The organism is Pantoea sp. AS142 (assembly GCF_037152305.1).
GTDB lineage: Bacteria > Pseudomonadota > Gammaproteobacteria > Enterobacterales > Enterobacteriaceae > Pantoea.
Genome location: NZ_JBBCMO010000001.1, coordinates 38833 through 63630, shown reverse-complemented (window position 1 = coordinate 63630; position 24798 = coordinate 38833). Strand labels below are relative to the sequence as shown.

Here is a 24798-nt window from a genome sequence, read left to right as displayed (position 1 = left end):
GTCATTCCTCCTGTTGGTAAAAAAGCTAAGTATAGACAACACATTCATTTTCGCAGGCTTAACTCACCGCGCGCGGCCGGGGCGACAGACTCTGCGGTGCCAGTAATGCCTCTGCCTGGACCAGCGAATCGCGGGTGATTTCACTGATCGACTTCGCGCCGGTCAACGTCATGGCGACGCGCATCTCTTTCTCAATCAGATTCAGCAGGTTTTCCACACCGCGCTGACCGTGCGTTGCCAGCGCATAGATAAATGCCCGTCCCAGCAGCACGCTGTCTGCACCCAGCGCAATCATCCGCACCACATCCAGCCCGTTGCGAATGCCACTATCGGCCAGAATGGTGATGTCACCTTTTACGGCATCGGCAATCGCCGGTAGCGCACGCGCCGAGGAGAGCACGCCATCCAGCTGGCGTCCGCCGTGATTAGAGACCACGATGCCATCAGCGCCAAAACGCACCGCATCCCGCGCATCTTCCGGATCGAGAATCCCCTTGATCACCATCGGCCCATCCCAGAACTCGCGGATCCACTCCAGATCTTGCCAGCTGATAGAGGGATCGAAGTTGTTCGCCAGCCAGCCGATATAATCCTCCAGCCCGGTCGGCTTGCCCAGATAAGCGGAGATATTCCCCAGATCGTGTGGACGCCCCTGCAGGCCCACATCCAGCGCCCACTGTGGATGCGTGACCGCCTGCCAGTAACGACGCAGCGCCGCGTGATTGCCGCTCATGCCGGAGTGCGCATCGCGATAGCGTGCGCCTGGCGTGGGCATATCCACGGTAAACACCAGCGTTGAGCAACCCGCAGCTTTGGCGCGCTCCAGCGCATTGCGCATGAAACCACGGTCACGCAGCACATAGAGCTGAAACCACATCGGGCGGTTTATCTGCGGGGCCACCTCTTCAATCGGGCAGACCGAGACCGTCGACAGGGTAAACGGAATGCCTTTCAGCGCCGCTGCGCGCGCCGCCTGGACTTCACCGCGGCGGGCATACATGCCGCACAGACCCACCGGTGCCAGCGCAACCGGCATCGACAGGGTTTCATTGAATAATTTTGTTTCAAGGCTCAGTTCCGACATGTTCTTCAGAATGCGCTGGCGCAGCGCGACGTCAGAAAGATCCTCTACGTTGCGACGCAAAGTGTGCTCGGCATAGGCACCGCCATCAAGATAGTGAAACAGGAACGGCGGCAGGATACGTTGCGCGGCAGCGCGATAGTCACTGGCAGCGGAGATAATCATCAGTCAGATTCCTTTGGGTTGCGTGTGTCATTATCCGGTAAGCGGGTGATGCGCGCCTGACGCGCTTCATCTTCATGCAGGCTTTTCAGAGTGGTATGCACAAATCCCAGATGCTGCATCGCCGCGTGACGGGCAGTGTCGGCATCGCCAGCGAGAATCGCATTAAGCAGTATCTGATGCTGTTCAGTCAGGTGAGCGAAAATCGCGGGCTGGGTATACATGCGCTGCCGGCTCTGCATCACCGACGATTGCAGCAGCTCAAAAAAGCCACGCATGGTCTGCAACAGCACCACGTTGTGCGACGCCTCGGCAATCGCCAGATGGAAGCGCACATCCGCCTGGGCGGCGAGATCGGGATCGTCACTCTCTTTCAGCTTCAGGGTGGCATCGAAGGCGTACTGCAGCTTCTCTTTATCGGCGTCGGTGGCGCGCAGGGCTGCATGCCAGGCGGTGCTGGCCTCAATGGCGTGACGCGCTTCCAGAATGTCGTAGCGGTAGTCAGGATCGTCGTGCAGCAACTGGCGAATCGGCTCGACAATGCGCTGTTCCGACCAGGGAGCCAACTGCTGACGTAGCCAGGTGCCGCCGCCGCGTCGGCTGATCAGCATCCCACTGCTGATCAGCCGCTGTATCGCTTCACGCAGTGAGGAACGGGAGACGCCGAGTTCCGCAGAGAGCTGCCGTTCGGCGGGCAGACGCATGCCCGGTTCAAGCTGACGTTCGGTGATATACGCCCGAAGGCGCATCACCAGCGGATCTGCGGTGTGGGTCATGGGATCATCCAGGGGAAGACATAGGCCTGAAGCGTAGTAATCACACCCACCATACAGGTGAAAATCAGGCTGTGTTTAACGGTAAACCGGAACAGGTCGGACTCTTTCCCCACCAGCCCGACCGCCGCACAGGCGATGGCGATCGACTGCGGCGAGATCATCTTACCGGTCACGCCGCCGGTGGTGTTGGCCGCCACCAGCAGAATATCAGAGACACCAATCTGCTGGGCGGTGGTGGCCTGTAAGGCGGCAAACAGCGCATTCGATGAGGTATCTGATCCGGTCAGGAAGACACCCAGCCAGCCCAGGAACGGCGAGAAGAAGGTAAACGCGTGGCCGGTGTGTGCCAGCGCCAGGGCCAGCGTTGCGGACAGGCCGGAGTAATTCGAGATAAAAGCAAAGGCCAGCACCATCCCGATAGAGTAAATGGGCAGCGCCAGCTCTTTCAGCGTTTCACCAAAGGTCTGCAGCGCCGATGTTGGCTTCATGCGCAGGAAAATTATCGCCATGATCGCCGCAATTAAAATGGCGGTGCCGGTGGCAGAAACCAGATCCAGTTTGAAGATGGCCAGATACGGCGTGGCACTGCCGACCACCGGCGGCATCCGTGCCACCAGCTCATTCAGCATCGGTACCGGCATGCTCAGCACCCAGTCATAGAGCGCACCGCCTTTAGCGAACAGCGCTTTAAACGGCGGGATGCTCCAGAGCGTGACGGTGGCGGTGAGAAACAGGAACGGCATCCAGGCGCGGATCACCTGCCCCAGCCGATAGTTTTGCGGCGGCTGTAGTGGATCGTCCGGCTTTGCCTCCGCATCGGTAAAGCGGAAGATGCGCACCGGTTTCCAGACCCGCAGGAACAGCGTCAGCGAAATCAGCGAGGCGAGTGACGAGATAATGTCCGGTAGCTCCGGGCCAAGGAAATTGGAGCTGAGGAACTGGGCAATGGCAAAGGATCCGCCAGTCACAACGACTGCGGGCCAGGTCTCTTTCACCCCGCGCCAGCCATCCATGATCGCCATAATCCAGAACAGCACAATCATAGTCAGCAGTGGCAGCTGACGCCCGGCCATCTGGCCGATGGCAAAACTGTCCAGCCCGGTGACCTGCCCCGCCACGATAATCGGGATACCCATTGCGCCAAAGGCCACCGGCGCGGTATTGACAATCAGGCAGAGTCCGGCGGCATAGAGCGGATTAAAACCCAGCCCCACCAGCAGCGCGGCGGTAATCGCCACCGGCGCGCCAAAGCCCGCCGCACCTTCAAGGAAGGCCCCGAACGAGAAACCGACAATCAGCATCTGCAGACGTTGATCGGCGGTAATCGACAGGATAGAGGCGCGGATAATATCGAACTGGCCAGTTTTGACGGAGATTTTGTAGACGAACACCGCGGCGACAATAATCCACGCAATCGGCCACAGCCCATAAAGAAAGCCATATATCACGGCGGCCAGCGCCTGCGCAGCCGGCATCTGATAGAGAAACAGCGCTACCAGCAGCGCCAGCACCACGGTGGTAGTGGCTGCCAGGTAGCCTTTCATCTTCAGCTTAATCAGCGCAAAGAAGAAAAAGAGAATCGGGATCAGTGCGACCAGGCTTGAAAGCCAGATATTACCCAACGGATCGTAGTTTTGTTGCCAGACCTGCATGCCAGTATCTCCAGAGGAAGAGGTGACGTGGAACGCAGCCCCAGTGCTGCATACCCTCGGCCCCGGCAGAGTGGTCAGACCAAAAAAAGGTTAGCCAGAGCTTATGGCAACAGATAGTTAATGCATTGTTAACCAATGGCAACAGAAGTTGCGCGAATTTTCCTGGAGTGTGAACCAGAGAAAAAATATTGCCGGTTTTGGTCGGACCAAAATCAGCGATTCACCTCGGGGAAGACGCGCTGATAGCTGCGCGGATGGAAACGCAGAGTAAGTACGACCCGTAGCAGCGTGACCGACGCCTGCAATAACCCGACGCGGGTAAAGTGGCCGGTGAGCACATGCCTTTGTCCGGCGATAAACGGCATACTGCCCGCGATAGTAAAGAGGCAGCGCGGCGACCTCTGTTCAGGCTATTGGTCTGGGGGTGAGCAACAGCCCGAACAGTGTGGCCAGCACCAACGGCAAGGTCCAACGACCTGGCACCCTGCCCGCCAAACTGCGCAGTCAGTCACCCTGGAGCAAAGCATCGCGGGACAGAGATAGCCCGCGCTGAGCCGCCAGGGATGACGATATTGCCCCTTTGCGGAAGGTGCAGGCTCCCTGAGCTAGCGCCTGTTCCACAGCCTCAGACTCAACGCTGCTGGAGACAGCCCCTTACCAAAAAAAAGAGCCTCCACAGGGGAGGCTCTGCATTTACCTGAGCGGAGTGCGGATTACGCGCTTTTGGCCCATTTATCATTCGACATTAGTTCCATTGCTAGCGCGTATAAGCGACGATCTTCCTGATCACAGGGCTCATCTTCCGCATAACACGCAATCATCGAAGCGATCTTATCAGCTGATAAGCTCTCTCCATGAACATGCAGTGTCAGTACGGCGCGGCCTACTATTTTAAGCACATTTTCATGTGGTCCCTGGATGCGATTACTCAATGCAAATACCCTCTACCGGTGGTTGTACCAGGAATATGGCGCGCTAAATATAAAGCAATTAGCTCAGGATTTTTATCGGCACCAGGGGTAATATTTTTTAATGATTAATTCTATTACTGGAGTAGCAGTTCAGGATTTATCTGATTAACAATGAAATAAATTTTCAAAAACGGCCACTTATAAAATAATTACTGGCCTTAAGCGATCACCTTTTTAGCCTGGTCACATTCAGCCATGGGTTAATCGATAAAAATAAACCACCTTTTTCCCGTAAACTTCAGTCTATTCCTAAGCCTTGCGGTGTATATAGTTTCATACCGCTAACCATCGAGGTTCCCGTTGCTGTCAGGCGTGCTTTCTGCCAGACTTGCCCCGCAATAATGCCCTACACTTTCAGCCTCAGAGGCCGCGCCCGTGACCGCTTTTTCTACCCTCAATTCGCTTCCTGACAGCCAGCTCGATAACCTGCGCGAGATGGGCTATACCACCATGACGCCCGTGCAGGCCGCTACGCTGCCCGCCATTCTGCAGGGACGCGATGTGCGCGCGCAGGCGAAAACCGGCAGCGGTAAAACGGCTGCCTTTGGGATTGGTTTACTGCACCATATCGACAGTGCCCGCTTTCAGACCCAGGCATTGATTCTCTGTCCGACCCGTGAACTGGCTGATCAGGTGGGCAATGTGCTGCGCCAGCTGGCACGTTTCACCCGCAACATCAAAGTTCTCACCCTATGTGGCGGACAGCCGATGAGCGCACAGCGTGATTCGCTGGTGCATCCACCCCATATCGTGGTTGGCACGCCGGGTCGTATTCTTGACCATATTCATCGTGAAAACCTCAAACTGGACCAGCTCCATACGCTGGTGCTGGATGAAGCGGATCGGATGCTGGAGATGGGTTTCCTGAATGATATGGAAACGATCATTGAAGCTACGCCCGCCTCGCGCCAGACGCTGCTCTTTTCCGCCACCTGGCCAGACGGCATCGCCGCCATTAGCACCCGTTTTCAGCGTGATGCGCTGAGCGTGGTGACTGAAGATGTCAGCGAACTGCCTTCAATCGACCAGCAGTTTTTTGAAGCCAGCCACAATGAAAAACTGGGTCTGCTGATAGCACTGCTCAGCGATCGTCAGCCTTCATCCTGTGTGGTCTTCTGCAACACCAAACGTGAATGTGATGATGTCGCCGCGGCGCTTAACGCGCGTGATATCAGCGCCCTGCCTTTACATGGTGATCTGGAGCAGCGCGATCGCGAACGCGTGCTGATCCGCTTCGCTAATGGCAGCGGTCGCGTGCTGGTCGCCACCGATGTCGCCGCACGCGGACTCGACATCAAATCGCTGGCGATGGTGGTTAACTATCAGCTCGCCTGGGATCCTGAAATTCACCTGCACCGCATCGGTCGTACGGCACGCGCAGGCGAACATGGCGTCGCAGTCAGCCTGGTCGCTGCCGATGAGATGGCTCGCGCGCATGCGCTGGAAGATTTCCTGCAGCAGAAGCTGCCATGGGTCTCTGCCAGCACGCTGAAAAAGGGCAGCAGTAAACCGCTGCCTGCAGCCATGATGACCTTGTGTATTGATGGTGGCCGTAAAGCCAAGATACGTCCGGGCGATATTCTGGGGGCGCTGACCGGTGAAGCGGGTTATCGGGCCGAGCAGATCGGAAAAATTGTCCTGACGCCGACCCATGCCTACGTGGCAATTGAGGCTAACCACGCTAAAGCTGCGCTGGTGAAACTCAAGCAGGGCAAAATCAAAGGTAAAACCTGCCGGGCGATTCTGCTGAAGGACTAAATTAAAACGGGCGAGGTAATGACCTCGCCCGTTTTCTTACGGCTCTTCGATTTGTGTCACATGCAGCGTGGTTTTGTGCCCTTTGCCCTGAACTTTGCCACTGACGCGGACTTTGTCTTCTGCGGTGTAGGTTTTACCACCAAAGGTTTTCTTCGGCGCGATAATCGGTAAGGTTCCGGTGTTGTCGCGGAACTGATACCGCTCGCCCTGCTCTTTCTTCACGATGTAACCTTCGAGTGTCACATATCCGCCCTGACGGAAATCGCGGATCTGATCGATATGCGTCTGACCGGTATCTTCTGATCCTTTATAGCCGGCATCCTGCTTGTGTTGCGGCGGCGGCGTATCGCCCGCTTTGTATCCGCCCTCTTCGGCCGAAACACCCGCACTCATCATCACCAGCAACGATGCTAAAATCACTTTTTTCATTTCACACTCCTTTATTGGAAAGGTGTCCATGTTGAACCTTCAGGGTTAAGCCTGGCACAATAATTGGCGTCCGTTTTATTTCACCTTTCTCTTCTCACCTTTTTCCGTTTGCTGCCGATAAACTGTTCACACCCTATTTCACCAGCTGCGTTAATGCAGAGGCAACCATGGATAATTTTCAGAAAGAGATCGATGAAAGAGCGAACCTCGCGTTATCGAACAAGTTTGAGCTACTGCTGTTTCGCTTAGGTTCCGATCAGCTAAAAGGCAAATCTGAGCTGTTTGGCATTAATGTCTTCAAGCTGCGTGAAATTGTGCCGATGCCGACCATCACCAAAGCTGCAGGCATGCGTTCGCCGCTACTGGGGATGGCGAGTATACGTGGTCAGTTCATTCCGGTTATCGACCTGCCGGCCGTGGCGGGTTGTGTGCCGGAAACCGGTCTTAACCTGCTGCTGGTCACCGAGTATGCCCGTAACACCCAGGCGTTTGCGGTGGAGTCAGTGGAGAACATTGTGCGTCTCGACTGGAGTCAGGTGCATACCGCCGAAGCCGGTATCGGCGGCCGCAATATCACCAGTATCGCCTGCCTGGACACTGACAAGCAGAGCAATGAGCTGGCGATGGTGCTCGACGTTGAGCAAATCCTGTATGACATCATCCCATCAGTACGCGGCGTCGAACCTGAAGCGGCCAGACCGCGTGCCTTCAACTACCGCCCGGGTGCGGTGGCGATTGTGGCAGAAGATTCCAAAGTGGCGCGTCAGCTGCTGGAGCAGGGCCTGAAGAGCATGGGCATTCCGGCGCTGATGTTTAACACCGGTCTGGAAGCCTGGGAAAAAATTAAGCTGATGAGCCAGGAAGCGCAGGCCGCGGGCGAGTCTATTCACGACAAAATTGCCCTGGTGCTGACCGATCTGGAGATGCCAGAAATGGATGGCTTTACGCTGACCCGCAACATCAAGCGTGACCCGATTCTCAAGGCTCTGCCGGTCGTGATCCACTCCTCACTCTCTGGCAGCGCTAACGAAGATCACGTGCGCAAAGTGGGTGCCGACGGTTATGTGGCGAAATTTGAGCTGAATGAGCTGTCAGACGTGATTTTCAACGTTCTCGACGCGGCCCGCTAAGCGAATGCGCGCTGATAAGCATGCCCGGCGCGTTTTTACTTTTTAGCCAGCGGACTCGCTGACCTGACCAGGAATCGACTATGCACATTGAAACTTTGCCTGTTACGCCCGCACCTGTTACGCCTTCCCGCCAAAATATGCTGCGTGGCCGTTTACGCCAGCTGGCCTGGATTACCGCCGTCACCTTAAGCGTCGTGTTCTGGGTAGGCCTCTACTTCTTAGTTTTCTGAATCCATTCATGCTTGTGTGGATCGGGCTGTCAGCATCCCTGCTGATAGCCCTTTTTTTTGCCTGCAGTTACACCTGCAAACATTCATTAAACCCTTCTGATGCTTTTTACTGGTTATTTATTCACTCAGCGTTATTACTTAAAAATTATTAAAGGTACAACTTCGAGCTCCGATAACTGTATGCGTGAGATCACCTTTTTGCCTGCAATTGTCACCACAGACATCAGTAAGGCGCTGCGCACAACAGCATGAAACCTGCGTGCTGCTAACAAATTGATTAATAATAAAACGGGGAAGAGAACATGTTCAGTATTAAGAATATGAAGGTGGGAATGCGGCTCGCAGCAGCCTTCGGTATTATTGTAACGTTACTGATAGTGATTGGTGTAACATCCATAACAAGAATTAACAGTATTAATACGGCGATCGCCTCAATCGTCGACGATCGCTATGTAAAAGTACGACTGGCGTTCGATGTGCGTGATGGCGTCAACGATCAGATCAAATACCTGCGCGGCATGGTAATCGACACGACGCGTCCGGAAATGAATGTTAAGCGTTATGGTCAGCTGGATGAAGCAACGCAACGCACCAACAGTGCCATGAAAAAGATCGAAGATATTCAGGTCACACCGGTTGGCAAGAAAAAGATCGCCGGTCTGCTGGCCTCGTCTCAGGCATTTGAGAAGGTTAAAGCAGAGTTGATCACCCTGATTAAAGCAGGCAATTTTGATGCTGCCAGCACCTATGTGCTGAAATCGATGACGGCCACCCAGAATAAGTTTCTTCAGGATGCCGTGGATTTTGCTAACTCTCAGGATTCGCAGCTGCGCAGTGAAGGTCAGGGAATTGTGGAAAATGGTCATGCTGCTATCTCCATCACGCTGATTTTCTCCGCACTGGCGATTCTGGCCTCTATTATGCTGGGCTATTTCCTGACCCGTTCTATTGTGCGTCCGCTGGTTGCAGCGGTTGATGTCGCTGAACGCGTTGCCGCAGGTGATCTGAGTACCCAGATGCAGGTGACCTCGCGAGATGAAACGGGTGTGCTGATGCAGGCGCTGCAGCGGATGAACGATAACCTGCTGTCAATTGTGACAGAAGTGCGTACCGGCTCTGACACCATCGCAGTGGCTTCTAATCAGATCTCCAGCGGAAACCTTGATCTTTCGACGCGCACCGAACAGCAGGCCAGTTCGCTGGAAGAGACCGCCTCCGCCATGGAACAGATGACGTCAACCGTGAAACACAACGCCGACAATGCGCGTGAAGCCAATCACCTGGTTTCAACCACTTCCAGTGTGGCGCGGGAAGGTGGCGTGGTAATGGAGCAGGTCATTGAGAAGATGGAAGCAATCGCCCTCTCCTCACGAAAAATTGTCGATATCATCAGCGTTATTGACTCCATTGCCTTCCAGACCAATATTCTGTCACTTAACGCCGCAGTTGAAGCGGCGCGCGCGGGGGAACAGGGTCGCGGCTTTGCGGTCGTGGCGAGTGAAGTGCGTAACCTGGCGCAGCGCTCAGCTTCAGCGGCCAAAGAGATTAAGGTTCTGATTGAAGATTCTGTCGCTAAAGTTGATGAAGGCAGCAAACTGGTGACACACGCCGGTTCAACTATTGGTGAAGTGGTGAACAGCGTGCAGAGCGTGGCAAACATTATGAGCGAAATCACCATTGCCAGCAGCGAACAGAGCAGCGGCATAAATGAAATCAATCAAGCGATTACCCAGATGGAAGCGGTGACGCAGCAGAACGCCGCGCTGGTACAGGAAGCGTCAGCCGCCTCACAAGCGCTGCAGGATCAGGCAGAGCGTATGGCACAGGCGATGAGCGTCTTTAATACCGGCAAGCTCTCACTGCAACCCGTGCTTCGCTAATCCCTCTCAACGGCCTGCTTCGGCGGGCCAGTTTAAGAAGGGTGACGATAAGAGCAGACAGGTTACAGGCAGTAGAACGGTAAGCGGTAAGCGGTAAGCGGTAAGCGGTAAGCGGTAAAAGTTAAACAGGATAAGTAAAGGTAAATAGGCAGGTTACGAGGAAAAAGCGTGAAAGGGAGAAACGCAGAAACAAAAAAGGCTGCCAGAGGCAACCTTTTATTACTGTAAATGCAACAACGCTATAAAGCTCACTAGCCTTAATCAGAGAGCGCGAAGCTGGCTCTGAATTGCAATCCTCGCCGCGTTCACCTGAACAACGACAGATTTGCAGAAAATGCATTTCGCTCCATGCGGATTGGCTCTTGTAACATCAAAATGTGATGTACGAAACTGTGAGCCATTACAGTGAGGACATTTAAAAGTAATTTTCAGTCCTTAGAGACCAACAACGTTCGCAGCAGCTGGGCCTTTAGCGCCATTTTCTACTGTGAATTCAACTTGCTGACCTTCGTCTAATGAACGGAAATCGGTGCCCTGGATTGCAGAGAAGTGTACGAATACATCTTTGCTGCCGTCCTGAGGAGAGATGAAACCGAAGCCTTTCTCTGCGTTAAACCATTTAACGGTACCGCGAATTTTGTTAGACATGCTTAAATCCTTAATATATCGAGCCTTCCGGCATAATGGCCTGAGAACAGATTTTAATCAGAACGTAAGAGAAGACTCAAAAAGAAGGGATGTCTCGCGACAAACTTAGAGATGAGAACTGCTTTGGTTACTTACTTTGATAGTGTCTGTTAATCAAACCGACAATTCATTAAGCCACACATCTCCTTGTGACGCAAGCCGTAATTGAAATTAAACGCAAATAGCGTTGCCCGAATGCAACACGTAGCATTTACGGTGTTATCGTCAGCCCTGGCAAGCACTGCGCTCCTGGAGGGACGTTGACTCTGCTACGTTGCCATTCAGATGGTGAACAGAATGTTTCGCATCTCCGCATCTTTTGCTGGATTGAGATTGAGCCAGGTGAGCGTCTGACGCTCGATTTTCTGATCGTAATCGGAGTAGACACCATGGATCGCGCCTTTTTCCGGAGAGTAAAGGATGGCGATAGATAGCGCCGGGCAGTTATGCGGCTTACAGCCAGATAGCACCTGACAGGTCGCGCCCTTGATAGTGATTTTGCCGGTGTACGGGTCCTGCCCTGCTAAACCCATGCGGGCAAAGGGTACCCGGCCATAAGCTATTGATATGGCTACCCGCCCTACTTTTTGAATAAAATCAAAAATATAGGGTTGGGCTGAGGCACTCACATCGGCACGCCAGCTAATGCAGCCACTTAAAAACCTCTTTTCATCGCGTTTCCTTCCTTCTGCCTGAGCGCTTCCTGCGCAGAACAGGACAATATCGGCTTTGTCGTTATTTGTCTGGCAGAGAGCAGCTGCTAATGATGTTTCAGAGACGCAGATAAAAAAAGGGCGAGGCCGAAGCCTCGCCCAAAACATGCCAATCATCAATCGTAGTAAGGAACCTTACGGTCAACACCGTTGATATTGATCAGCACAAAGCCGGTTGGAGCGGTCTTATTGGTCGGTGTACCTGCTGCGGAAGCGAGTGTAACCACCCCTTTTTCGTTGGCGCCGATGCCCGCCACTCCGTTGTGCATGCCGAAACGTGCAGCGGGTTTCAGGTTACTGATACTTGTGATGTCCGTAACCACCGACATATCAGACTGGAACAACGAACAGGAACCCGTATCGAAGCGGGTCGGGCCTGTGGTCTTCAGGTTGAACATGGTTTCTCCACTATTGGCTTTCAGTTTGACCCAGATTACGGCATAAGTGGTACCTACCCGGCCATAACGAATGTCCAGCACTGAAGGCTGTCCCATATGGTAAGCATCAGCCCAGACCGTCTCCAGTCGCTGAAGGTTGATCAGGGTCTTACCCGTGCCAGGCACATTAACCGGCGAACCAGCAGTGCCGGAGGGCGTGGTGGCATCCGCTTTCCCAATCAGCTCCATCACCCATTGCTGGTTAGCCGCCGGAAAAAAGAGCTGCCCTAACCGATACCAGTTATCGGTATCGGTGTTGTTCACGACTTTATAGCCGCTGTAATAGCCGGCACGCAGCGAACCGGTCATGAACGTGCCATAGTTCTCATCCCGCCGATAGCCATATTCAAAGGTCGATAACCATTTACTTCCGGCCAGATCATTGGTGATTCTCGCCCCCGCCTGCAGGTTGATATGACGCATCACCACGCGGGCATTGTTGAGATTGAGCGGTGTGGCGCAATCTTCAATGTTGAGCGTCTCAATGTTCCAGCCGCCGTCCGAAAGATCCCCCGGGTTAAGCGAATGCTCAATCCAGACGTTGCGCAAAATCCCCTGCGTGACGCGTGGCATATAGAGTGTGGCGTCGCCATAACCTGTCTGGAAATTGGCATTACACAGCTCAATGGCGGTAGAGTGATCCCAGTTCCCCTTTGATGCGTTTGACCAGCCGACATCAAACACCCGACCATAGGTGCTTGAGGTGTAGATCTGATCGAACTTACTATCGAGCGTATCCTGCAGCTTAAAGACGGTTCCCCCCGTACTTTGCGCCTTGAAACAGAAGATACTGACGACCTGACCTCCAGTAATCGTATTCTCGAAAAATGGCTGAATGTTGCTGCACTGCTCGGCGGTAATGGTGGTTTTGGCGGAGACATCGGCATTCGACTGCCCGTGCCAGGCGATACCTTTGATGGCGATTCGGCGCGCCATGACCTTAAACACGGGATTGGGGCTTTTGTCAGAAACAATGGTGGTACGCGGTGCCGATCCCTGTTCAATGTCATCCCCTGACAGACCAAAAAACGACAACTCCGTATCGGTGAGATCGATGGGTGAAATCAGGAAGCGGCCACCCGGAAAACGTACTGGAATCGCTTTCGCATAGGCATTGTAGATCTGCGTCCATGCCAGCATCCGCTTAAAGGCTTCAGTATCATCGGTGACGCCATCCCCTTTCGCGCCAAAGTGCAGGATATTCACTTCAGCAGGATCGTTGATGGTGCGCTTCCAGTAGAAACCGTTACCCACCGCCACCGTCCCGCCATCATCTTTTAGCGGGGTGGTGCTGAGAAAACCGACAAAGTCAGCGCCACCACGGAAGCTGGAGTCTTTGTCGTAATAGCGTTTCAGGCTCGCGACTTCCCCTGATTTTGGTGGAACCGTGGTACGCAGTTCAGCAAAAGAGTTAACTTCGATCATAGAATCCTCCTCAGGATCATTGGATTAGTGCGCTGATCATCAGCGCACTACTTAGCCGCAGCCGGATGGCCGCAAAGGGAGTCCCACATGTCGTTGTGGGTGTTGATGGCGCGCACTGTACGAACGTCCATTTTTTGCGCGTCATCGCCGTAGGTATAAAGAGGGGAAAAAAGTACGCAGGCAGAGTCGGTGATCGCCACCGGCTCAGGGTTTGTGGTATTTCGACTGCTGCAGCTTGTCGCGAGCAGCAGCGTCATCAAGGCTATGGTTGTCAGTCGCCACACGGTTAGCCTCCTCGCGGTTGTGTTGTTGCTGTTGCGCCACCGCGGTGACGCGGGACGCCTCCTGTTGCGCGTTATCGACGTCAGATCGCGCTTTTTGCTGCACTTTGCCGATTTTCCTGCCGCCGAAGTAACTGGCGCACAGCGCCGCAATGACGGCAGCCAGAGCAGCAAGCCAATGCCAGCCGCCGCCCAGTAAGGTGGTTATCAGAGTCATGGCTGCGTTCCTCCCCCCTGCTCCTTCGCGTTGAACAGGCTTTTCTGACGAACAAATTGTGCAATTACCCCCATGGCCACCATGAATGCGCCTACCAGCCCCAGGTAGTTGTGCGGCAGAATGGCTTTAACGTCTTCGGGCAGTGTGCTCCAGGCATCAATGGCGGCAGAAGGAAACGACTGTGCCCAGGCGCTGAGCATGGAACCCAGCGACGCAAGCCAGACAGACCAGGTTTTGAAAAGCAGGCGGGCATGGGAGACAAACTGCAGGGTGGTAAAGCGCTGCAGCAGAAACAGAATAATGATTGCCGTTAGCACGGCGATGAGAAACATGAGCCATCTCATAGCAACCCCCTGTAAATCGAATAAGTTCCGCTGCGCATCATCTCCGCGTGACGTCGGGCGCGGCCCGGTGTCTGACGGGCCCAGAGGCTGTTCATCATCGCGTCAGCCGCTTCATTAAACTGTTCAGCGACGATGGCGGTGAGCATGTTTTTGAACTGCAGTACGCCCTCGACGCCCAACTGATAATTCATGCTCAGCAACACGTCGGTGCGAGCGTCGTTGCACTTCGCCAGCGCATTACTCAGCAACTCTCTGCTCTGCATTTCCTGAATTTTGTTTTCAAGAATGCACTGCTTCCAGACATCTCCGACGCGCCGTGGCACGCGGAAAGCGTAATTACTCAGCGACGCCCCTTTTGGCCCGATGCGGATGCCGCCCGCCACCGTAGGAAAGCCCAGCGTGTCGAGATAAGGCGTGTCGACATATCCCTCTTCAAAATTCAGTACTGCGATTATCTGGCTCATAACGACTCCTCAATAGCGGGTTAAAGCAAGTCAACCTTGTGAAAAGAAATACATAACACCTGCTGATCATTATTCTCCCCGGCACAGCAGAAGGTCTTACTGACCCTGCAGCAAAACTGAACAGTAATTCAGTAAGTTGCGCCCAGTGATAGCTGGAGATAGCGGAGAGTTAACCGGAACGTAAAAACAGGATTTCTTTACGTTTCAGCTCACGGCGTAGAGATGAACGTGTGGAAGACAGCAATTGTCGAAACTGGGTGTGTCCTGGCTGATGATGCGGGGTGCAGTGATGGCACGGTCAACGCGCGGGCTGACCTGACGCTGGCAGATTTTCTCTGCACGCCGCAGGGTGGGTGTTTCATTGGGGAAGTTCAGGGCCTGGTCAATACTCTGTTGCAGGCTGCTGAGAGGTTGGCGCCGCCGATGGCGACGAGTACGTGCGTTGCCCATAAAAACGCTTTTGCCATAGTGAATTATCGCCATAACTCCTCCTGTGAATGAGTCTTTGGCGATGGGGTGGCAGGCGCGAGCTTTCGGTGATCCGAACGGGCCCGAATGTCGTGTATCGCGATCGCACGCTCGCCGCCCGGTTGCGTTAGCAGCCAGGAGGTAAAGTAAGCGAGGGGAAATAAACGGCATCTGACGACGCTGCATTTTGCGCATCCACCCCATCCCAAAATTCACTGACTTTTGGGTGGTATGATTCGCGCTTGTGCAGCGCCTCAATTGTTTAAGAGCGGGTCATCCCTGAAAGAACTGCCTCGTTCATCCATATTCAAATTATTAACAGGTTCTTATGCTTTATCAAATACTGTTGGTTAATTTTTTATTTACCGCTGGTTAAATTTATGAATTTATGCCGATTATTTTTTTGCAGTTCTTTTGAGAAAAGCGGCAGAAGCGGCCTTAGCCGAGGATTTGATAGTGTCGCGCCTGGCTCATGATCACTTTTGCCAGTATCTTCAGGCTGCTGACCTCGTCATGATTGAGATACCAGGTTTCATAACGCTTATTATCTGATATTACAGCAATTTTTTTATGCTGCAGCTGCAACCGCTTGAGGTAGAGTTGCTCATCAAGGGTAAAAATATAGATGCCGTCGCCGTCGAACATTCGCACACTGATATCCACAAACAGCTGGTCGCGTGGCGCAAAGGTGTCAGCCATCGAGTCGCTGTTGATAGCAATTAACCGGATGTTTTCCGCCTGGCGACCATTGAAAAGTACCCGTGCCTCATCCAGACCATACTCGATCGCCTGGATGGTCTCGACAAACTCATCACGCGCGGGCAGACCCGCAGCGCTTCGCTGACCAATGTCGAGGCTATCCACCCGAAACACATTTTTATGACCGGCCAACGTGCTTAGCGTTACTGATTCAGCGGGTTGCTCCATACCGTACTGCAGCCACTCTACCCTGACTCCCAATAACTGGCTGAGGGCCAGCAAATTGCCGCCATCAGGCACTGAGTGCGCGTTAAACCACTTCCACACTGCCGGCGTTGAAATCTTACAGCCTTGCTGCTGCAGGGCTTTGGCAACCCGTTTATTTCGTCCATGTCCGACGATGCCAGCACTCTCACAGGCCGCTATCAGCCTGGCGGTGAAAGCTTGTCTTGTACTTTCTTTTTTAACCATTAGTTAATAATCAACCATTGAAGAGATACTGGATGTTATTTTCATTATTGCTACCAGTTCATTTTATATTACCGCTCGTTTACTACCTAACCGCTTTATAAAGCATTTCTAATTATCATTATCCGCTTCAGCCCGCGGCAGACCAAAAAATATTGCCTCAGGCCGCGTACAGGCTCTGCTTTCAGGAATGTTCCGTAAGAAATTGTGTAAATATCATCCAGAATAATAGCCAGCGGAGACAAGACCGGAACAAAAATTAAGCTGATGCTCAGAAAACTCTATATTTAACTGGATCGAAAAGGGGCGCTAAAAAAAACGGGAGTCTGTGAAAGACTCCCGTTTTGTTAAATATTATGGCCGTTATGGCCGGAGCGTGTCGTCGCCCCAGGCTATCCATTTGTAGGTGGTCAGCGCCTCTAAACCCATCGGCCCGCGGGCATGCAGCTTCTGGGTACTGACCGCCACTTCAGCCCCCAGCCCGAACTGTCCGCCATCAGTAAAGCGGGTGCTGGCATTGACATAGACTGCTGAGGAGTCGACCTGACGAACAAAACGCGCGGCGTTGCAGGTATTGCGGGTCAGGATGGCATCAGAGTGCTGCGTGCCGTGGGTGCGGATATGATCGATCGCCTCATCCATATCCGCCACTAATTTGACGTTAAGATCCAGTGACAGCCACTCATCATTGTACTGCTGTGGATTAATCAGCGTGACCGATGCCGGGCCTTGTTGCAGCAGCGTCAGCACGTTGCTGTCAGCATGCAGTGCGATGGCTTCCTGCGCCATGCGCGCGCTAAAGGCGGTCAGGAAACGCCCGGCAATCGCCTGATCCACCAGCAGCGTCTCCAGCGAGTTACAGGCGCTGGGACGCTGTTTTTTGGCGTTGACGATCAAATCAAGTGCCGGTTCAATCTCCATCGTCTCATCAATATAGATGTGACAGACGCCGATGCCGCCAGTAATTACCGGGATGGTTGAGTTTTCCCGGCACAGCTTATGTAGCCCGGCTCCGCCGCGAGGGATCAGCATATCAACGTAGCGATCCAGCTTTAGCAGTTGATTCACCAGCTCGCGATCGGGGTTTTCAATGGCCTGAACAATAGCAGCCGGTAAGCCGTGCTGCTGCAGCGCGTTCTGAATCACCCTTACGGTGGCTGCATTGGTGCGCCAGGTCTCTTTACCGCCGCGCAGAATGGCGGCGTTGCCGGTTTTCAGGCACAAACTGGCAACGTCAACCGTGACGTTGGGACGCGCTTCGTAAATGACCGCAATGACCCCCAGCGGTACGCGACGGCGTTCAATGCGCAACCCGCTGTCGAGCTGGCCGCCGTCAATTACCTGTCCAACCGGATCGGCCAGCTGACAGACCTGGCGCACATCGCTGGCGATGCTGCCGAGGCGTTGCGGATTGAGTGTCAGTCGGTCTAATAGCGCGGCGCTCATGCCGTTCTGGCGCGCATCAGCTAAATCCAGCTCATTGGCTGCAAGAATATCTGCGCTTTCCGCCTCCAGACGATCGGCAATGGTCATCAGAACCTGATTCTTCTCTGCCGTCGACAGATCGGCCACGGTATAAGCTGCGGCACGTGCCGCTTTTCCCATCTCTTCAAGCATTGTCCACTCCTTAACTGACAATCATGTCGTCGCGGTGAACCGCCACCGGGCCATATTCATATCCCAGAATTTCGCTGATCTGCTGGCTGTGATGACCGGCAATCATCCGCATCGCGTCGCTGTTGTAGCGTGACACGCCATGGGCGATGTCCCGGCCCTGCAGGCTGCGAATACGGATTACTTCACCGCGCGAGAAATTCCCCTGGATAGCACGGATCCCTTTCGGCAGAAGCGAACTGCCGCGTTCGATAATCGCCGACAGTGCACCATCATCGACGGTGAGTTCGCCCGCTGGTGGCGCACCGAATATCCAGCGTTTACGGTTCTCCAGCGGCGACTGCTGCGCATGAAAGCGCGTGCCGACCGGCTTGCCGTCAATCACATCGCTGATCACACCGCTGCGACTACCCGACGCGATGATCACGTCTATTCCGGCGCGGCAGGCGACTTCCGCCGCCTGAAGCTTGGTCGACATGCCGCCGGTGCCAAGTCCGGACACGCTGTCGCCCGCCAGGGCGCGTAACGCATCATCAATCACATGGACGTCACTGATTAGCTCAGCCTCAGGATTGTTACGCGGATCGGCGGTGAACAGTCCCTGCTGATCGGTCAGCAGCAGCAGCTTGTCGGCACCACCGAGCATGGCCGCCAGCGCCGAGAGATTGTCATTGTCGCCCACTTTGATTTCAGCAGTGGCGACAGCATCGTTCTCGTTGATCACCGGCACAATGTGATTATCCAGCAGCGCGCGCAACGTGTCGCGGGCATTCAGGAAGCGTTCGCGATCCTCCATGTCGGCACGGGTCAGCAACATCTGACCAATATGGATACCGTAGATAGAGAATAACTGCTCCCACAACTGAATCAGACGGCTCTGCCCCACCGCAGCCAGCAGCTGCTTTGAGGCGATGGTCGGCGGCAGGTCGGGGTAGCCCAGATGTTCGCGTCCGGCGGCCATCGCGCCAGAGGTGACAATCACAATGCGGTGTCCTGCGGCATGCTGCTGCGCACACTGACGAACCAGTTCCACCATGTGCGCCCGATTCAGCCGGCGAGAGCCGCCGGTAAGAACGCTGGTACCCAACTTGACCACTAAGGTCTGACTGCCACTCATATTTCCTGCCGTAGTGAAAAATTTTTACGAAAGGACGTTTTAACAGGAGTCGATAAGGAAGCCAACAGCCAGCGGGGTAAAAGCACGAAATTACGCGGACACTGGCGTAGACCAAAAATTCAGCATTAACAAGAAACCAGGAAAAGTGTCATAAAAAGTTCATCAGCGACGGGTAAAAAGTCCGTGTTTTACAAAACCTTTATTTTTTTATGGCGTTCACATTGGGATTGATAGCAAATGAAGAAAAGCACACTGGCCATGATCCTCTCCACGCTGACGCTGGCGTCTGCCGCGCAGGCTGCTGAAGTTTATAACAAAGATGGCAATAAACTGGACTTCTACGGCAAAGTTAAAGCTGAGCATTACATCAGCGATAATGCCAGCGCAGACGGTGACAAGTCCTATACGCGTATCGGCTTCAAGGGTCAGACTCAGATTAATGACCTGATGACCGGTTACGGTCAGTGGGAATATCAGTACAACCTTAATAACTCCGAAGGCAGCGACGCCAGCAATGGAAACAAAACCCGCCTCGGTTTTGCCGGTCTGAAATTCTCGCAGTATGGATCGGTGGACTACGGGCGTAACTACGGTGTGCTGTATGACGTCGAAGCCTGGACCGACGTCTTCCCGGAATTCGGCGGCGATGGCACGGCCCGTTCTGACAACTTTATGACCCAGCGCGCCACCGGTGTGGCGACTTATCGCAACAACAACTTCTTTGGTCTGGTCGATGGGCTGAAAATTGCGCTGCAGTATCAGGGCAAAAACGACGCCACCAGCGCCAACAGTCGCACCGACATTAACCGCCAGAATGGCGACGGTTACGGTGCTTCACTGGGCTATGCTCTGGGTGATTCCGGCGTAAGCCTGATGAGTGCCATCACCTCATCTGACCGCACTAACCAGCAGCAGGCGCGCGCCTATGGCGGCGGTGACCGTGCGGATTCCTGGGGCGCAGGCGTGAAGTATGATGCCAACAGCATCTACCTGGCAGCGATCTACACCGATACCCGCAACATGACGCCAATCAGCGGCACCAACCGTAATACCGGCGCTACCGTTGCGGGCGCAGCCAATAAAGCGCAGAACATCGAGCTGGTGGCACAGTATCAGTTTGATTTCGGACTGCGTCCTTCTGTGGGCTATGTTCAGACCAAGGGCAAAGATATCGAAAACGGTATCGGCGATGCAGATCTGGTGAAATATATTGACGTTGGCGCGACCTATTACTTCAACAAAAATATGTCCGCCTTTGTGGATTACAAAATCAACCAGCTGGGTGATGACAACGCGCTGTCGATTAACAATGACGACGTCGTGGCGATGGGTGTGACTTACCAGTTCTGATTTTCAGGCCCACCCCGCGCCGTTAAAGGCCGGAGGTGGGCTGCAGAAACGGTGATCATAAAAAAAGGCGAGTTTTAAACTCGCCCTTTTTATCGCTAATCACCCCATCAGGCGCTCAGCTTCACCGGTTTTTCGTCAAAATCGCTGGCCGGAATCAGATCCAGCTCGAACTCCTGCAGCATCGCTTTCAGGCGGGTATGGAAGTTGCGTAAGGTCTCTTCTACGCGCGCCGTATTCTCTTTACCTTTGATGGTTGCCACCGACCAGTCACCCTCTTTATCGAACAGACCGATATGGTAGACATAGGTAAAGTGGTCAGGCTGCGCTTCCAGTTCCATCCACCAGCCCCAGAACTCACGCAGTTCAGGTGCTGGTTTCACATTAACGCAGGCAGCCAGGCAGTCGAAGAAGAAACGGGTTTCGCCACATTTCCCATCGCGAATATAAGGCCCAAGCTCAGTAAAACGCTTAAGCAGGCGACTGCGGGGATGACCACTTGGTAACGTCATGCTGATTCTCCATAGGTTTTGACCGCTATACAGCCCTGATTTTCCGGACTGCCTGGTCACGTCATCGCGCACGGTATGGCAGTCCGGAAGAATTCCGCTACTAGTTGTAGCAAATACTGTAAATTTTGCCAGTTACCTTTTTAAACGCTTCGCCAGCCAGTCGCAAATATCATTCAGCGCCTTGTCGAAACTGGCCATCATCGGCTTCACCGGAATCAGCAACGCTTTGCCATCTGATGAAGAGTTTGCGATCAGCTTGCTCTCCTCTTCCGGGCTGAAGAGATCATTCTGCCAGTAGCCCGACAGCATCGGCGTCGGTGTCCGGCGGCCCAGCAACCCCTGAGTTTTAAGCGAATATCGATTGAGTTCGGTACGCAGCGCGCTGTCGGAGGCGGTTGCCATGCCCATTCGGCTCGCCAGCATATCCATGTACATATCCGGTATCGCATCCTGCAACGCTTTCTGCGTCAGCAGGGCATGCACAATCGGACCCAGACAGGCGACCCCACGCAATTGCTGTGATTCCAGATAGGCCAGCCGCACGGCCACGTTAGCGCCGAAGCGATACCCAAACGCCGCCACGCGGGTGTGATCGACCCAGGGCACGTTTTTCAGATCGCGCAGCACCTGCTGATGCAGAAAACTGGTGTCCTGATTCAGCGTCCATTTCACTGAGTTACCGACTGACGGCACATCAATGGTCAGCATCGCAATGCCGCGCGGTGCGAAGTAGTCATGAAACAGGCGGTAGTGATCGCTCTGTAACGAGTCGAGTGCGCCGCACAACAGCACCGTGGGATAAGGCGCTTCTACATCAGGCGGCATGTGCAAAAATCCACTGACCGGGCTGCCGCCTGTGATGGCAAATGTCAGGGGTTTCAGCTCGCCTGGCAGCCGTTGTGTCGCCTCTTCATAGGCACGATTCGCCAGCGTCTGTGCCTGGTCAGCCAGCTCATCACCCTTTATATAGGGATAAGCGGCGACGCTGTAGAGATGCGCCGCATGCAGCCAGTAGTCACCCGCCTCGCTGTCGTCGGAAGCTTCCAGCGCTTTCTGCTGCCAGATACCCGCCTGTCTGCACCATTCAAAATGCCAGTTGCCGCCGCGAAAACCGATCACGGTGTCGAGTAGCGCCTCATCGGTATGCTCAACGGTGCTGATGGCGATACGCGCCAGCACTTCGCTGATCTCCTGTGGCGTCAGGCCACGCCAGGTCCACATCAGCTTATTCAGCATCCGATACCAGCCACGCTGGCTGTCACCATCCAGGGCAGAGTGGACATCCGGGGTAGCATGATGCTGGCGGCGAACCAGGGAAGAGGTTTCAGGATGTTTGAAACGCGGCTTGAATAGCTCCTCGCTGAGATTTTTGCTCGACATAGTCACTTCTCCTGCAACAGAAACGGCGATGGCTAAGTGTACTGTATGGCAATGCGGGGGGCGAGGCACAGAAAGCACAACGCCCGGAAAACCGGGCGTTGTCTGACGCGTATCAATCAGTTTTTAACAATCGGCGGAATGTAAACCACGCCCATATCCCACGGCTGCTCAATCCAGGTATCCTGCGGAATATCGACGATATAATCATCAACCAGTGAGCGACCGGCGGGTTTTGCGAAAATAGTGCAGAAACGCGCTTTCGGGTACATGTCACGAATCGCCTGCGCGGTGCCGCCGGTATCGACCAGGTCGTCGATCACGATAAAGCCTTCGCCGTCGCCTTCTGCGCGCTTCAGGACTTTCATTTCGCGCTGATGATCGTGGTCATAGCTGGAGATGCAGACGGTATCGACGTAGCGGATACCCAGTTCACGTGCCAGCAGCGAAGCCGGTACCAGACCGCCGCGGCTCACCGCGATAATGCCTTTCCACTGTTCAACAGGCAGCAGGCGTTGTGCCAGTTTACGGGCATGGATCTGAAGCATGTCCCAGGTAACGACGTATTTTTCGCTCATAGAATAGAAATCCCAGCCAACCGAAGTGGCGTAAAAATGTGCAACGGGGAAAAGGTTGCGCGGGATTATAAGGAGTTGAAGCACTAAAAACCAGCACCCGCGCGCTGGTTGCGGCTTTTTAGCGCGTCTGAGAGCGCACCTGGTAAAAAACAGTGATATTCTCAGGCCTGGCTCGTCAGATTCTCTGACGGCGATTTTTCACTGGAAACTCGCGATGTCCGGCCTCGCCGGTACACTGATACAGGAGACCTGTCGTGTCTGAATTGTCTCAACTCTCTCCACAGCCGCTGTGGGATATTTTCGCTAAGATCTGCTCTATTCCCCATCCCTCTTTTCACGAAGAAGCGCTGGCGAGCGACATCACTGGCTGGGCTAAAGAGCAAGGCTTCTGGTGTGAGCGCGATCAGGTCGGCAACATCCTGATTCGAAAGCCCGCCACCGCAGGCATGGAAAACCGTACCCCGGTTGCACTGCAGGCGCATCTGGATATGGTGCCGCAGAAAAATAACGATACCGTTCATGACTTCACTAAAGATCCAATTCAGCCGTGGATTGACGGCGAGTGGGTGAAAGCGCGCGGCACCACGCTGGGCGCGGACAACGGCATCGGTATGGCCTCAGCACTGGCGGTACTGGCTGACAACAGCCTGACACACGGCCCGCTGGAAGTGCTGCTGACCATGACCGAAGAGACCGGCATGGATGGCGCATTTGGTCTGCAGCCCAACTGGCTGCAGGCAGAAATCCTGATCAACACCGACTCTGAAGAGGAAGGTGAGATCTATATGGGCTGTGCGGGGGGTATCGACTTCGTCACCACTCTGCCGCTGACGCGTGAAACCGTGCCTGCTGACTTCCAGACCCTGAAGCTGACGCTGAAAGGGCTGCGCGGCGGTCACTCCGGTGCCGATATTCATATGGGCCTCGGCAACGCCAACAAACTGCTGGCGCGCTTCCTGGCGGCACACGCGCCTGAACTGGATCTGCGTCTGCTGGCCTTCAGCGGCGGTACGCTGCGCAATGCGATTCCGCGTGAAGCCTTTGCTACCGTAGCGGTCGAGAGCCACAAAGCAGATGCCCTGAAATCAGCGGCGGCGCACTTCCTGAGCGCCATCAAAAACGAGCATGGCGTCAAGGAGCCAAACATCGCGTTGGTCACCGAGCCGCTGGCGCATCAGGGTGATGCCCTGAGCACTGACAGCCGCGATCGCTTCCTGAATCTGCTGAACAGCACGCCAAACGGCGTAATCCGTAATTCAGACGTGGCGAAAGGCGTGGTCGAAACCTCACTGAATATCGGTGTGGTGACAATGGAAGATGATCACACAGAGATCAACTGCCTGATCCGTTCGCTGATCGACACCGGTCGCGATTATGTGGTGCAGATGCTGACCTCGCTGGGCCAGCTGGCAGGCGCGCAGACCAACGCGAAAGGCGGCTACCCAGGCTGGCAGCCTGATGCGGACTCCGCAATCATGGCACTGACCCGCCAGACCTATATCGCGCTGTTTGACAAAACCCCGAACATTCAGGTGATTCACGCCGGTCTGGAGTGTGGCCTGTTCAAAAAGCCTTATCCGAACATGGATATGGTGTCAATTGGGCCGACCATTACCGGGCCGCACTCGCCTGATGAGCAGGTTCATATTGAAAGCGTGGGCCTTTACTGGAAACTGCTGACCACGCTGCTGAATGTGGTGCCCGAAAAGTAATTCTGTCACAACGAATGAACTCAATGCTCCGGGAACACAGTCAGAAGAGGAAAGCGGCCCGCACAATGGGCAAAAACGCCCGGAGCGTTTTTGAACAACGCAAAGCGTTGGCCCGGCAACGGGCGCGCCTCCCGGATGAGGTGCGTAATCGCGCAGGCCGAGCATGCCACGGATGGCGGTTTTTGCCTCTTTCCGATCTGACCGTGTTCCCAGTGCTGGCTCGGTCTGAAAGCTAATCGTCTCTCACCTTGTCAATAATCATAACCAGG

25 protein-coding genes are annotated in these 24798 nt (G+C 54.4%); 6 read left to right on the top strand and 19 right to left on the bottom strand.

Annotated features, from left to right (window positions below; all coding sequences use genetic code 11):
• Positions 1-58 precede the first annotated feature (58 nt).
• The 4 genes from lldD to WFO64_RS00320 all read right to left on the bottom strand — a co-directional run bounded on the left by lldD (position 59) and on the right by WFO64_RS00320 (position 4036).
• A complete protein-coding gene (lldD, locus tag WFO64_RS00335; RefSeq protein ID WP_337007966.1) occupies positions 59-1246 on the bottom strand; it encodes an FMN-dependent L-lactate dehydrogenase LldD in 1188 nt (395 codons plus the stop codon).
• The gene (gene lldR, locus WFO64_RS00330) at positions 1246-2019 is read right to left on the bottom strand and encodes a transcriptional regulator LldR (protein ID WP_337007964.1); all 774 of its coding nucleotides are present in this window, start codon (positions 2017-2019) and stop codon (positions 1246-1248) included. The genes lldD and lldR overlap by 1 nt, the downstream gene beginning before the upstream one ends.
• Positions 2016-3671, bottom strand: coding sequence for an L-lactate permease (gene lldP / locus WFO64_RS00325; protein ID WP_337007962.1), 1656 nt, complete (start codon positions 3669-3671; stop codon positions 2016-2018). The genes lldR and lldP overlap by 4 nt, the downstream gene beginning before the upstream one ends.
• 212 nt (positions 3672-3883) lie before the next feature.
• Entirely contained in the window at positions 3884-4036 is a 153-nt protein-coding gene (locus WFO64_RS00320; RefSeq protein ID WP_442956114.1) for a hypothetical protein, read from the bottom strand.
• A gap of 981 nt (positions 4037-5017) precedes the next feature.
• On the opposite strand from WFO64_RS00320, the gene dbpA reads away from it, so the two are divergent.
• Positions 5018-6400, top strand: a complete 1383-nt coding sequence (dbpA, locus tag WFO64_RS00315; protein WP_337007960.1) for an ATP-dependent RNA helicase DbpA — start codon at positions 5018-5020, stop codon at positions 6398-6400.
• 36 nt (positions 6401-6436) lie between these two features.
• On the opposite strand, the gene WFO64_RS00310 is transcribed toward dbpA, so the two are convergent.
• The gene (locus WFO64_RS00310) at positions 6437-6829 is read right to left on the bottom strand and encodes a YgiW/YdeI family stress tolerance OB fold protein (RefSeq protein ID WP_337007958.1); all 393 of its coding nucleotides are present in this window, start codon (positions 6827-6829) and stop codon (positions 6437-6439) included.
• A gap of 167 nt (positions 6830-6996) precedes the next feature.
• Between WFO64_RS00310 and WFO64_RS00305 the strand changes: the two genes are divergently transcribed.
• From WFO64_RS00305 to WFO64_RS00295, 3 genes are all read left to right on the top strand, one after another.
• A complete protein-coding gene (locus WFO64_RS00305) occupies positions 6997-7959 on the top strand; it encodes a chemotaxis protein (RefSeq protein WP_337007956.1) in 963 nt (320 codons plus the stop codon).
• Positions 7960-8039: 80 nt separating this feature from the next.
• Positions 8040-8189 carry a hypothetical protein gene (locus WFO64_RS00300; protein WP_337007954.1) on the top strand — a complete coding sequence of 50 codons (150 nt, stop codon included), beginning with the start codon at positions 8040-8042 and terminating at the stop codon, positions 8187-8189.
• A gap of 302 nt (positions 8190-8491) precedes the next feature.
• Positions 8492-10069 carry a methyl-accepting chemotaxis protein gene (locus WFO64_RS00295; protein WP_337007952.1) on the top strand — a complete coding sequence of 526 codons (1578 nt, stop codon included), beginning with the start codon at positions 8492-8494 and terminating at the stop codon, positions 10067-10069.
• A 261-nt stretch (positions 10070-10330) separates the two neighbouring features.
• Here the strand turns inward: WFO64_RS00295 and ymcF are convergent, their stop codons facing one another.
• From ymcF to proB, 11 genes are all read right to left on the bottom strand, one after another.
• Positions 10331-10501: a cold shock small protein YmcF gene (ymcF, locus tag WFO64_RS00290; protein ID WP_098053076.1), complete on the bottom strand. Its 171-nt coding sequence runs from the start codon at positions 10499-10501 to the stop codon at positions 10331-10333.
• Positions 10502-10504: 3 nt separating this feature from the next.
• Entirely contained in the window at positions 10505-10717 is a 213-nt protein-coding gene (gene cspE / locus WFO64_RS00285; protein ID WP_009091867.1) for a transcription antiterminator/RNA stability regulator CspE, read from the bottom strand.
• Between the two features lie 320 nt (positions 10718-11037).
• Positions 11038-11586: an Ivy family c-type lysozyme inhibitor gene (locus WFO64_RS00280; RefSeq protein ID WP_337009452.1), complete on the bottom strand. Its 549-nt coding sequence runs from the start codon at positions 11584-11586 to the stop codon at positions 11038-11040.
• Positions 11586-13331: a glycosyl hydrolase family 28-related protein gene (locus WFO64_RS00275; RefSeq protein WP_337007950.1), complete on the bottom strand. Its 1746-nt coding sequence runs from the start codon at positions 13329-13331 to the stop codon at positions 11586-11588. The genes WFO64_RS00280 and WFO64_RS00275 overlap by 1 nt, the downstream gene beginning before the upstream one ends.
• 204 nt (positions 13332-13535) lie before the next feature.
• Positions 13536-13829, bottom strand: coding sequence for a hypothetical protein (locus tag WFO64_RS00270; protein WP_337007948.1), 294 nt, complete (start codon positions 13827-13829; stop codon positions 13536-13538).
• Positions 13826-14173 (bottom strand): DUF7940 domain-containing protein, encoded by a 348-nt coding sequence (locus WFO64_RS00265; protein WP_337007946.1) that lies wholly within the window; start codon positions 14171-14173, stop codon positions 13826-13828. The genes WFO64_RS00270 and WFO64_RS00265 overlap by 4 nt, the downstream gene beginning before the upstream one ends.
• Positions 14170-14637 (bottom strand): glycoside hydrolase family protein, encoded by a 468-nt coding sequence (locus WFO64_RS00260; RefSeq protein ID WP_337007944.1) that lies wholly within the window; start codon positions 14635-14637, stop codon positions 14170-14172. Before WFO64_RS00260 ends, WFO64_RS00265 begins: the two co-directional genes overlap by 4 nt.
• A 204-nt stretch (positions 14638-14841) precedes the next feature.
• Positions 14842-15120, bottom strand: coding sequence for a transcriptional antitermination N peptide (locus tag WFO64_RS00255; protein ID WP_337007942.1), 279 nt, complete (start codon positions 15118-15120; stop codon positions 14842-14844).
• Between the two features lie 423 nt (positions 15121-15543).
• Positions 15544-16275, bottom strand: a complete 732-nt coding sequence (locus WFO64_RS00250) for a S24 family peptidase (RefSeq protein WP_337007940.1) — start codon at positions 16273-16275, stop codon at positions 15544-15546.
• A 360-nt stretch (positions 16276-16635) separates the two neighbouring features.
• Positions 16636-17889 carry a glutamate-5-semialdehyde dehydrogenase gene (proA, locus tag WFO64_RS00245; protein WP_337007938.1) on the bottom strand — a complete coding sequence of 418 codons (1254 nt, stop codon included), beginning with the start codon at positions 17887-17889 and terminating at the stop codon, positions 16636-16638.
• A 10-nt stretch (positions 17890-17899) separates the two neighbouring features.
• Positions 17900-19003, bottom strand: a complete 1104-nt coding sequence (proB, locus tag WFO64_RS00240; RefSeq protein WP_337007936.1) for a glutamate 5-kinase — start codon at positions 19001-19003, stop codon at positions 17900-17902.
• Between the two features lie 237 nt (positions 19004-19240).
• On the opposite strand from proB, the gene ompC reads away from it, so the two are divergent.
• Entirely contained in the window at positions 19241-20353 is a 1113-nt protein-coding gene (ompC, locus tag WFO64_RS00235) for a porin OmpC (protein WP_337007934.1), read from the top strand.
• Positions 20354-20460: 107 nt separating this feature from the next.
• Here ompC and crl read toward each other — a convergent pair whose 3' ends face one another.
• The 3 genes from crl to gpt all read right to left on the bottom strand — a co-directional run bounded on the left by crl (position 20461) and on the right by gpt (position 22817).
• The gene (gene crl, locus WFO64_RS00230) at positions 20461-20862 is read right to left on the bottom strand and encodes a sigma factor-binding protein Crl (protein ID WP_337007932.1); all 402 of its coding nucleotides are present in this window, start codon (positions 20860-20862) and stop codon (positions 20461-20463) included.
• A 132-nt stretch (positions 20863-20994) separates the two neighbouring features.
• The gene (frsA, locus tag WFO64_RS00225) at positions 20995-22242 is read right to left on the bottom strand and encodes an esterase FrsA (protein WP_337007930.1); all 1248 of its coding nucleotides are present in this window, start codon (positions 22240-22242) and stop codon (positions 20995-20997) included.
• Positions 22243-22358: 116 nt separating this feature from the next.
• Entirely contained in the window at positions 22359-22817 is a 459-nt protein-coding gene (gene gpt / locus WFO64_RS00220; protein ID WP_337007928.1) for a xanthine phosphoribosyltransferase, read from the bottom strand.
• 254 nt (positions 22818-23071) lie between these two features.
• On the opposite strand from gpt, the gene pepD reads away from it, so the two are divergent.
• Complete coding sequence (gene pepD / locus WFO64_RS00215) at positions 23072-24529, top strand: beta-Ala-His dipeptidase (RefSeq protein ID WP_337007926.1); 1458 nt, start codon at positions 23072-23074, stop codon at positions 24527-24529.
• Positions 24530-24798: the final 269 nt, after the last annotated feature.

What these genes read in the sequence shown, in the direction of transcription:
- lldD (WP_337007966.1), bottom strand. Translation starts at nt 1,246, where the DNA reads ATGATTATCTCCGCTGCCAGTGACTATCGCGCTGCCGCGCAACGTATC.
- lldR (WP_337007964.1), bottom strand. Translation starts at nt 2,019, where the DNA reads ATGACCCACACCGCAGATCCGCTGGTGATGCGCCTTCGGGCGTATATC.
- lldP (WP_337007962.1), bottom strand. Translation starts at nt 3,671, where the DNA reads ATGCAGGTCTGGCAACAAAACTACGATCCGTTGGGTAATATCTGGCTT.
- WFO64_RS00320 (WP_442956114.1), bottom strand. Translation starts at nt 4,036, where the DNA reads ATGCCGTTTATCGCCGGACAAAGGCATGTGCTCACCGGCCACTTTACC.
- WFO64_RS00310 (WP_337007958.1), bottom strand. Translation starts at nt 6,829, where the DNA reads ATGAAAAAAGTGATTTTAGCATCGTTGCTGGTGATGATGAGTGCGGGT.
- WFO64_RS00305 (WP_337007956.1), top strand. Translation starts at nt 6,997, where the DNA reads ATGGATAATTTTCAGAAAGAGATCGATGAAAGAGCGAACCTCGCGTTA.
- WFO64_RS00300 (WP_337007954.1), top strand. Translation starts at nt 8,040, where the DNA reads ATGCACATTGAAACTTTGCCTGTTACGCCCGCACCTGTTACGCCTTCC.
- WFO64_RS00295 (WP_337007952.1), top strand. Translation starts at nt 8,492, where the DNA reads ATGTTCAGTATTAAGAATATGAAGGTGGGAATGCGGCTCGCAGCAGCC.
- cspE (WP_009091867.1), bottom strand. Translation starts at nt 10,717, where the DNA reads ATGTCTAACAAAATTCGCGGTACCGTTAAATGGTTTAACGCAGAGAAA.
- WFO64_RS00280 (WP_337009452.1), bottom strand. Translation starts at nt 11,586, where the DNA reads ATGATTGGCATGTTTTGGGCGAGGCTTCGGCCTCGCCCTTTTTTTATC.
- WFO64_RS00275 (WP_337007950.1), bottom strand. Translation starts at nt 13,331, where the DNA reads ATGATCGAAGTTAACTCTTTTGCTGAACTGCGTACCACGGTTCCACCA.
- WFO64_RS00270 (WP_337007948.1), bottom strand. Translation starts at nt 13,829, where the DNA reads ATGACTCTGATAACCACCTTACTGGGCGGCGGCTGGCATTGGCTTGCT.
- WFO64_RS00265 (WP_337007946.1), bottom strand. Translation starts at nt 14,173, where the DNA reads ATGAGATGGCTCATGTTTCTCATCGCCGTGCTAACGGCAATCATTATT.
- WFO64_RS00260 (WP_337007944.1), bottom strand. Translation starts at nt 14,637, where the DNA reads ATGAGCCAGATAATCGCAGTACTGAATTTTGAAGAGGGATATGTCGAC.
- WFO64_RS00255 (WP_337007942.1), bottom strand. Translation starts at nt 15,120, where the DNA reads ATGGCGATAATTCACTATGGCAAAAGCGTTTTTATGGGCAACGCACGT.
- WFO64_RS00250 (WP_337007940.1), bottom strand. Translation starts at nt 16,275, where the DNA reads ATGGTTAAAAAAGAAAGTACAAGACAAGCTTTCACCGCCAGGCTGATA.
- proA (WP_337007938.1), bottom strand. Translation starts at nt 17,889, where the DNA reads ATGCTTGAAGAGATGGGAAAAGCGGCACGTGCCGCAGCTTATACCGTG.
- proB (WP_337007936.1), bottom strand. Translation starts at nt 19,003, where the DNA reads ATGAGTGGCAGTCAGACCTTAGTGGTCAAGTTGGGTACCAGCGTTCTT.
- ompC (WP_337007934.1), top strand. Translation starts at nt 19,241, where the DNA reads ATGAAGAAAAGCACACTGGCCATGATCCTCTCCACGCTGACGCTGGCG.
- crl (WP_337007932.1), bottom strand. Translation starts at nt 20,862, where the DNA reads ATGACGTTACCAAGTGGTCATCCCCGCAGTCGCCTGCTTAAGCGTTTT.
- frsA (WP_337007930.1), bottom strand. Translation starts at nt 22,242, where the DNA reads ATGTCGAGCAAAAATCTCAGCGAGGAGCTATTCAAGCCGCGTTTCAAA.
- gpt (WP_337007928.1), bottom strand. Translation starts at nt 22,817, where the DNA reads ATGAGCGAAAAATACGTCGTTACCTGGGACATGCTTCAGATCCATGCC.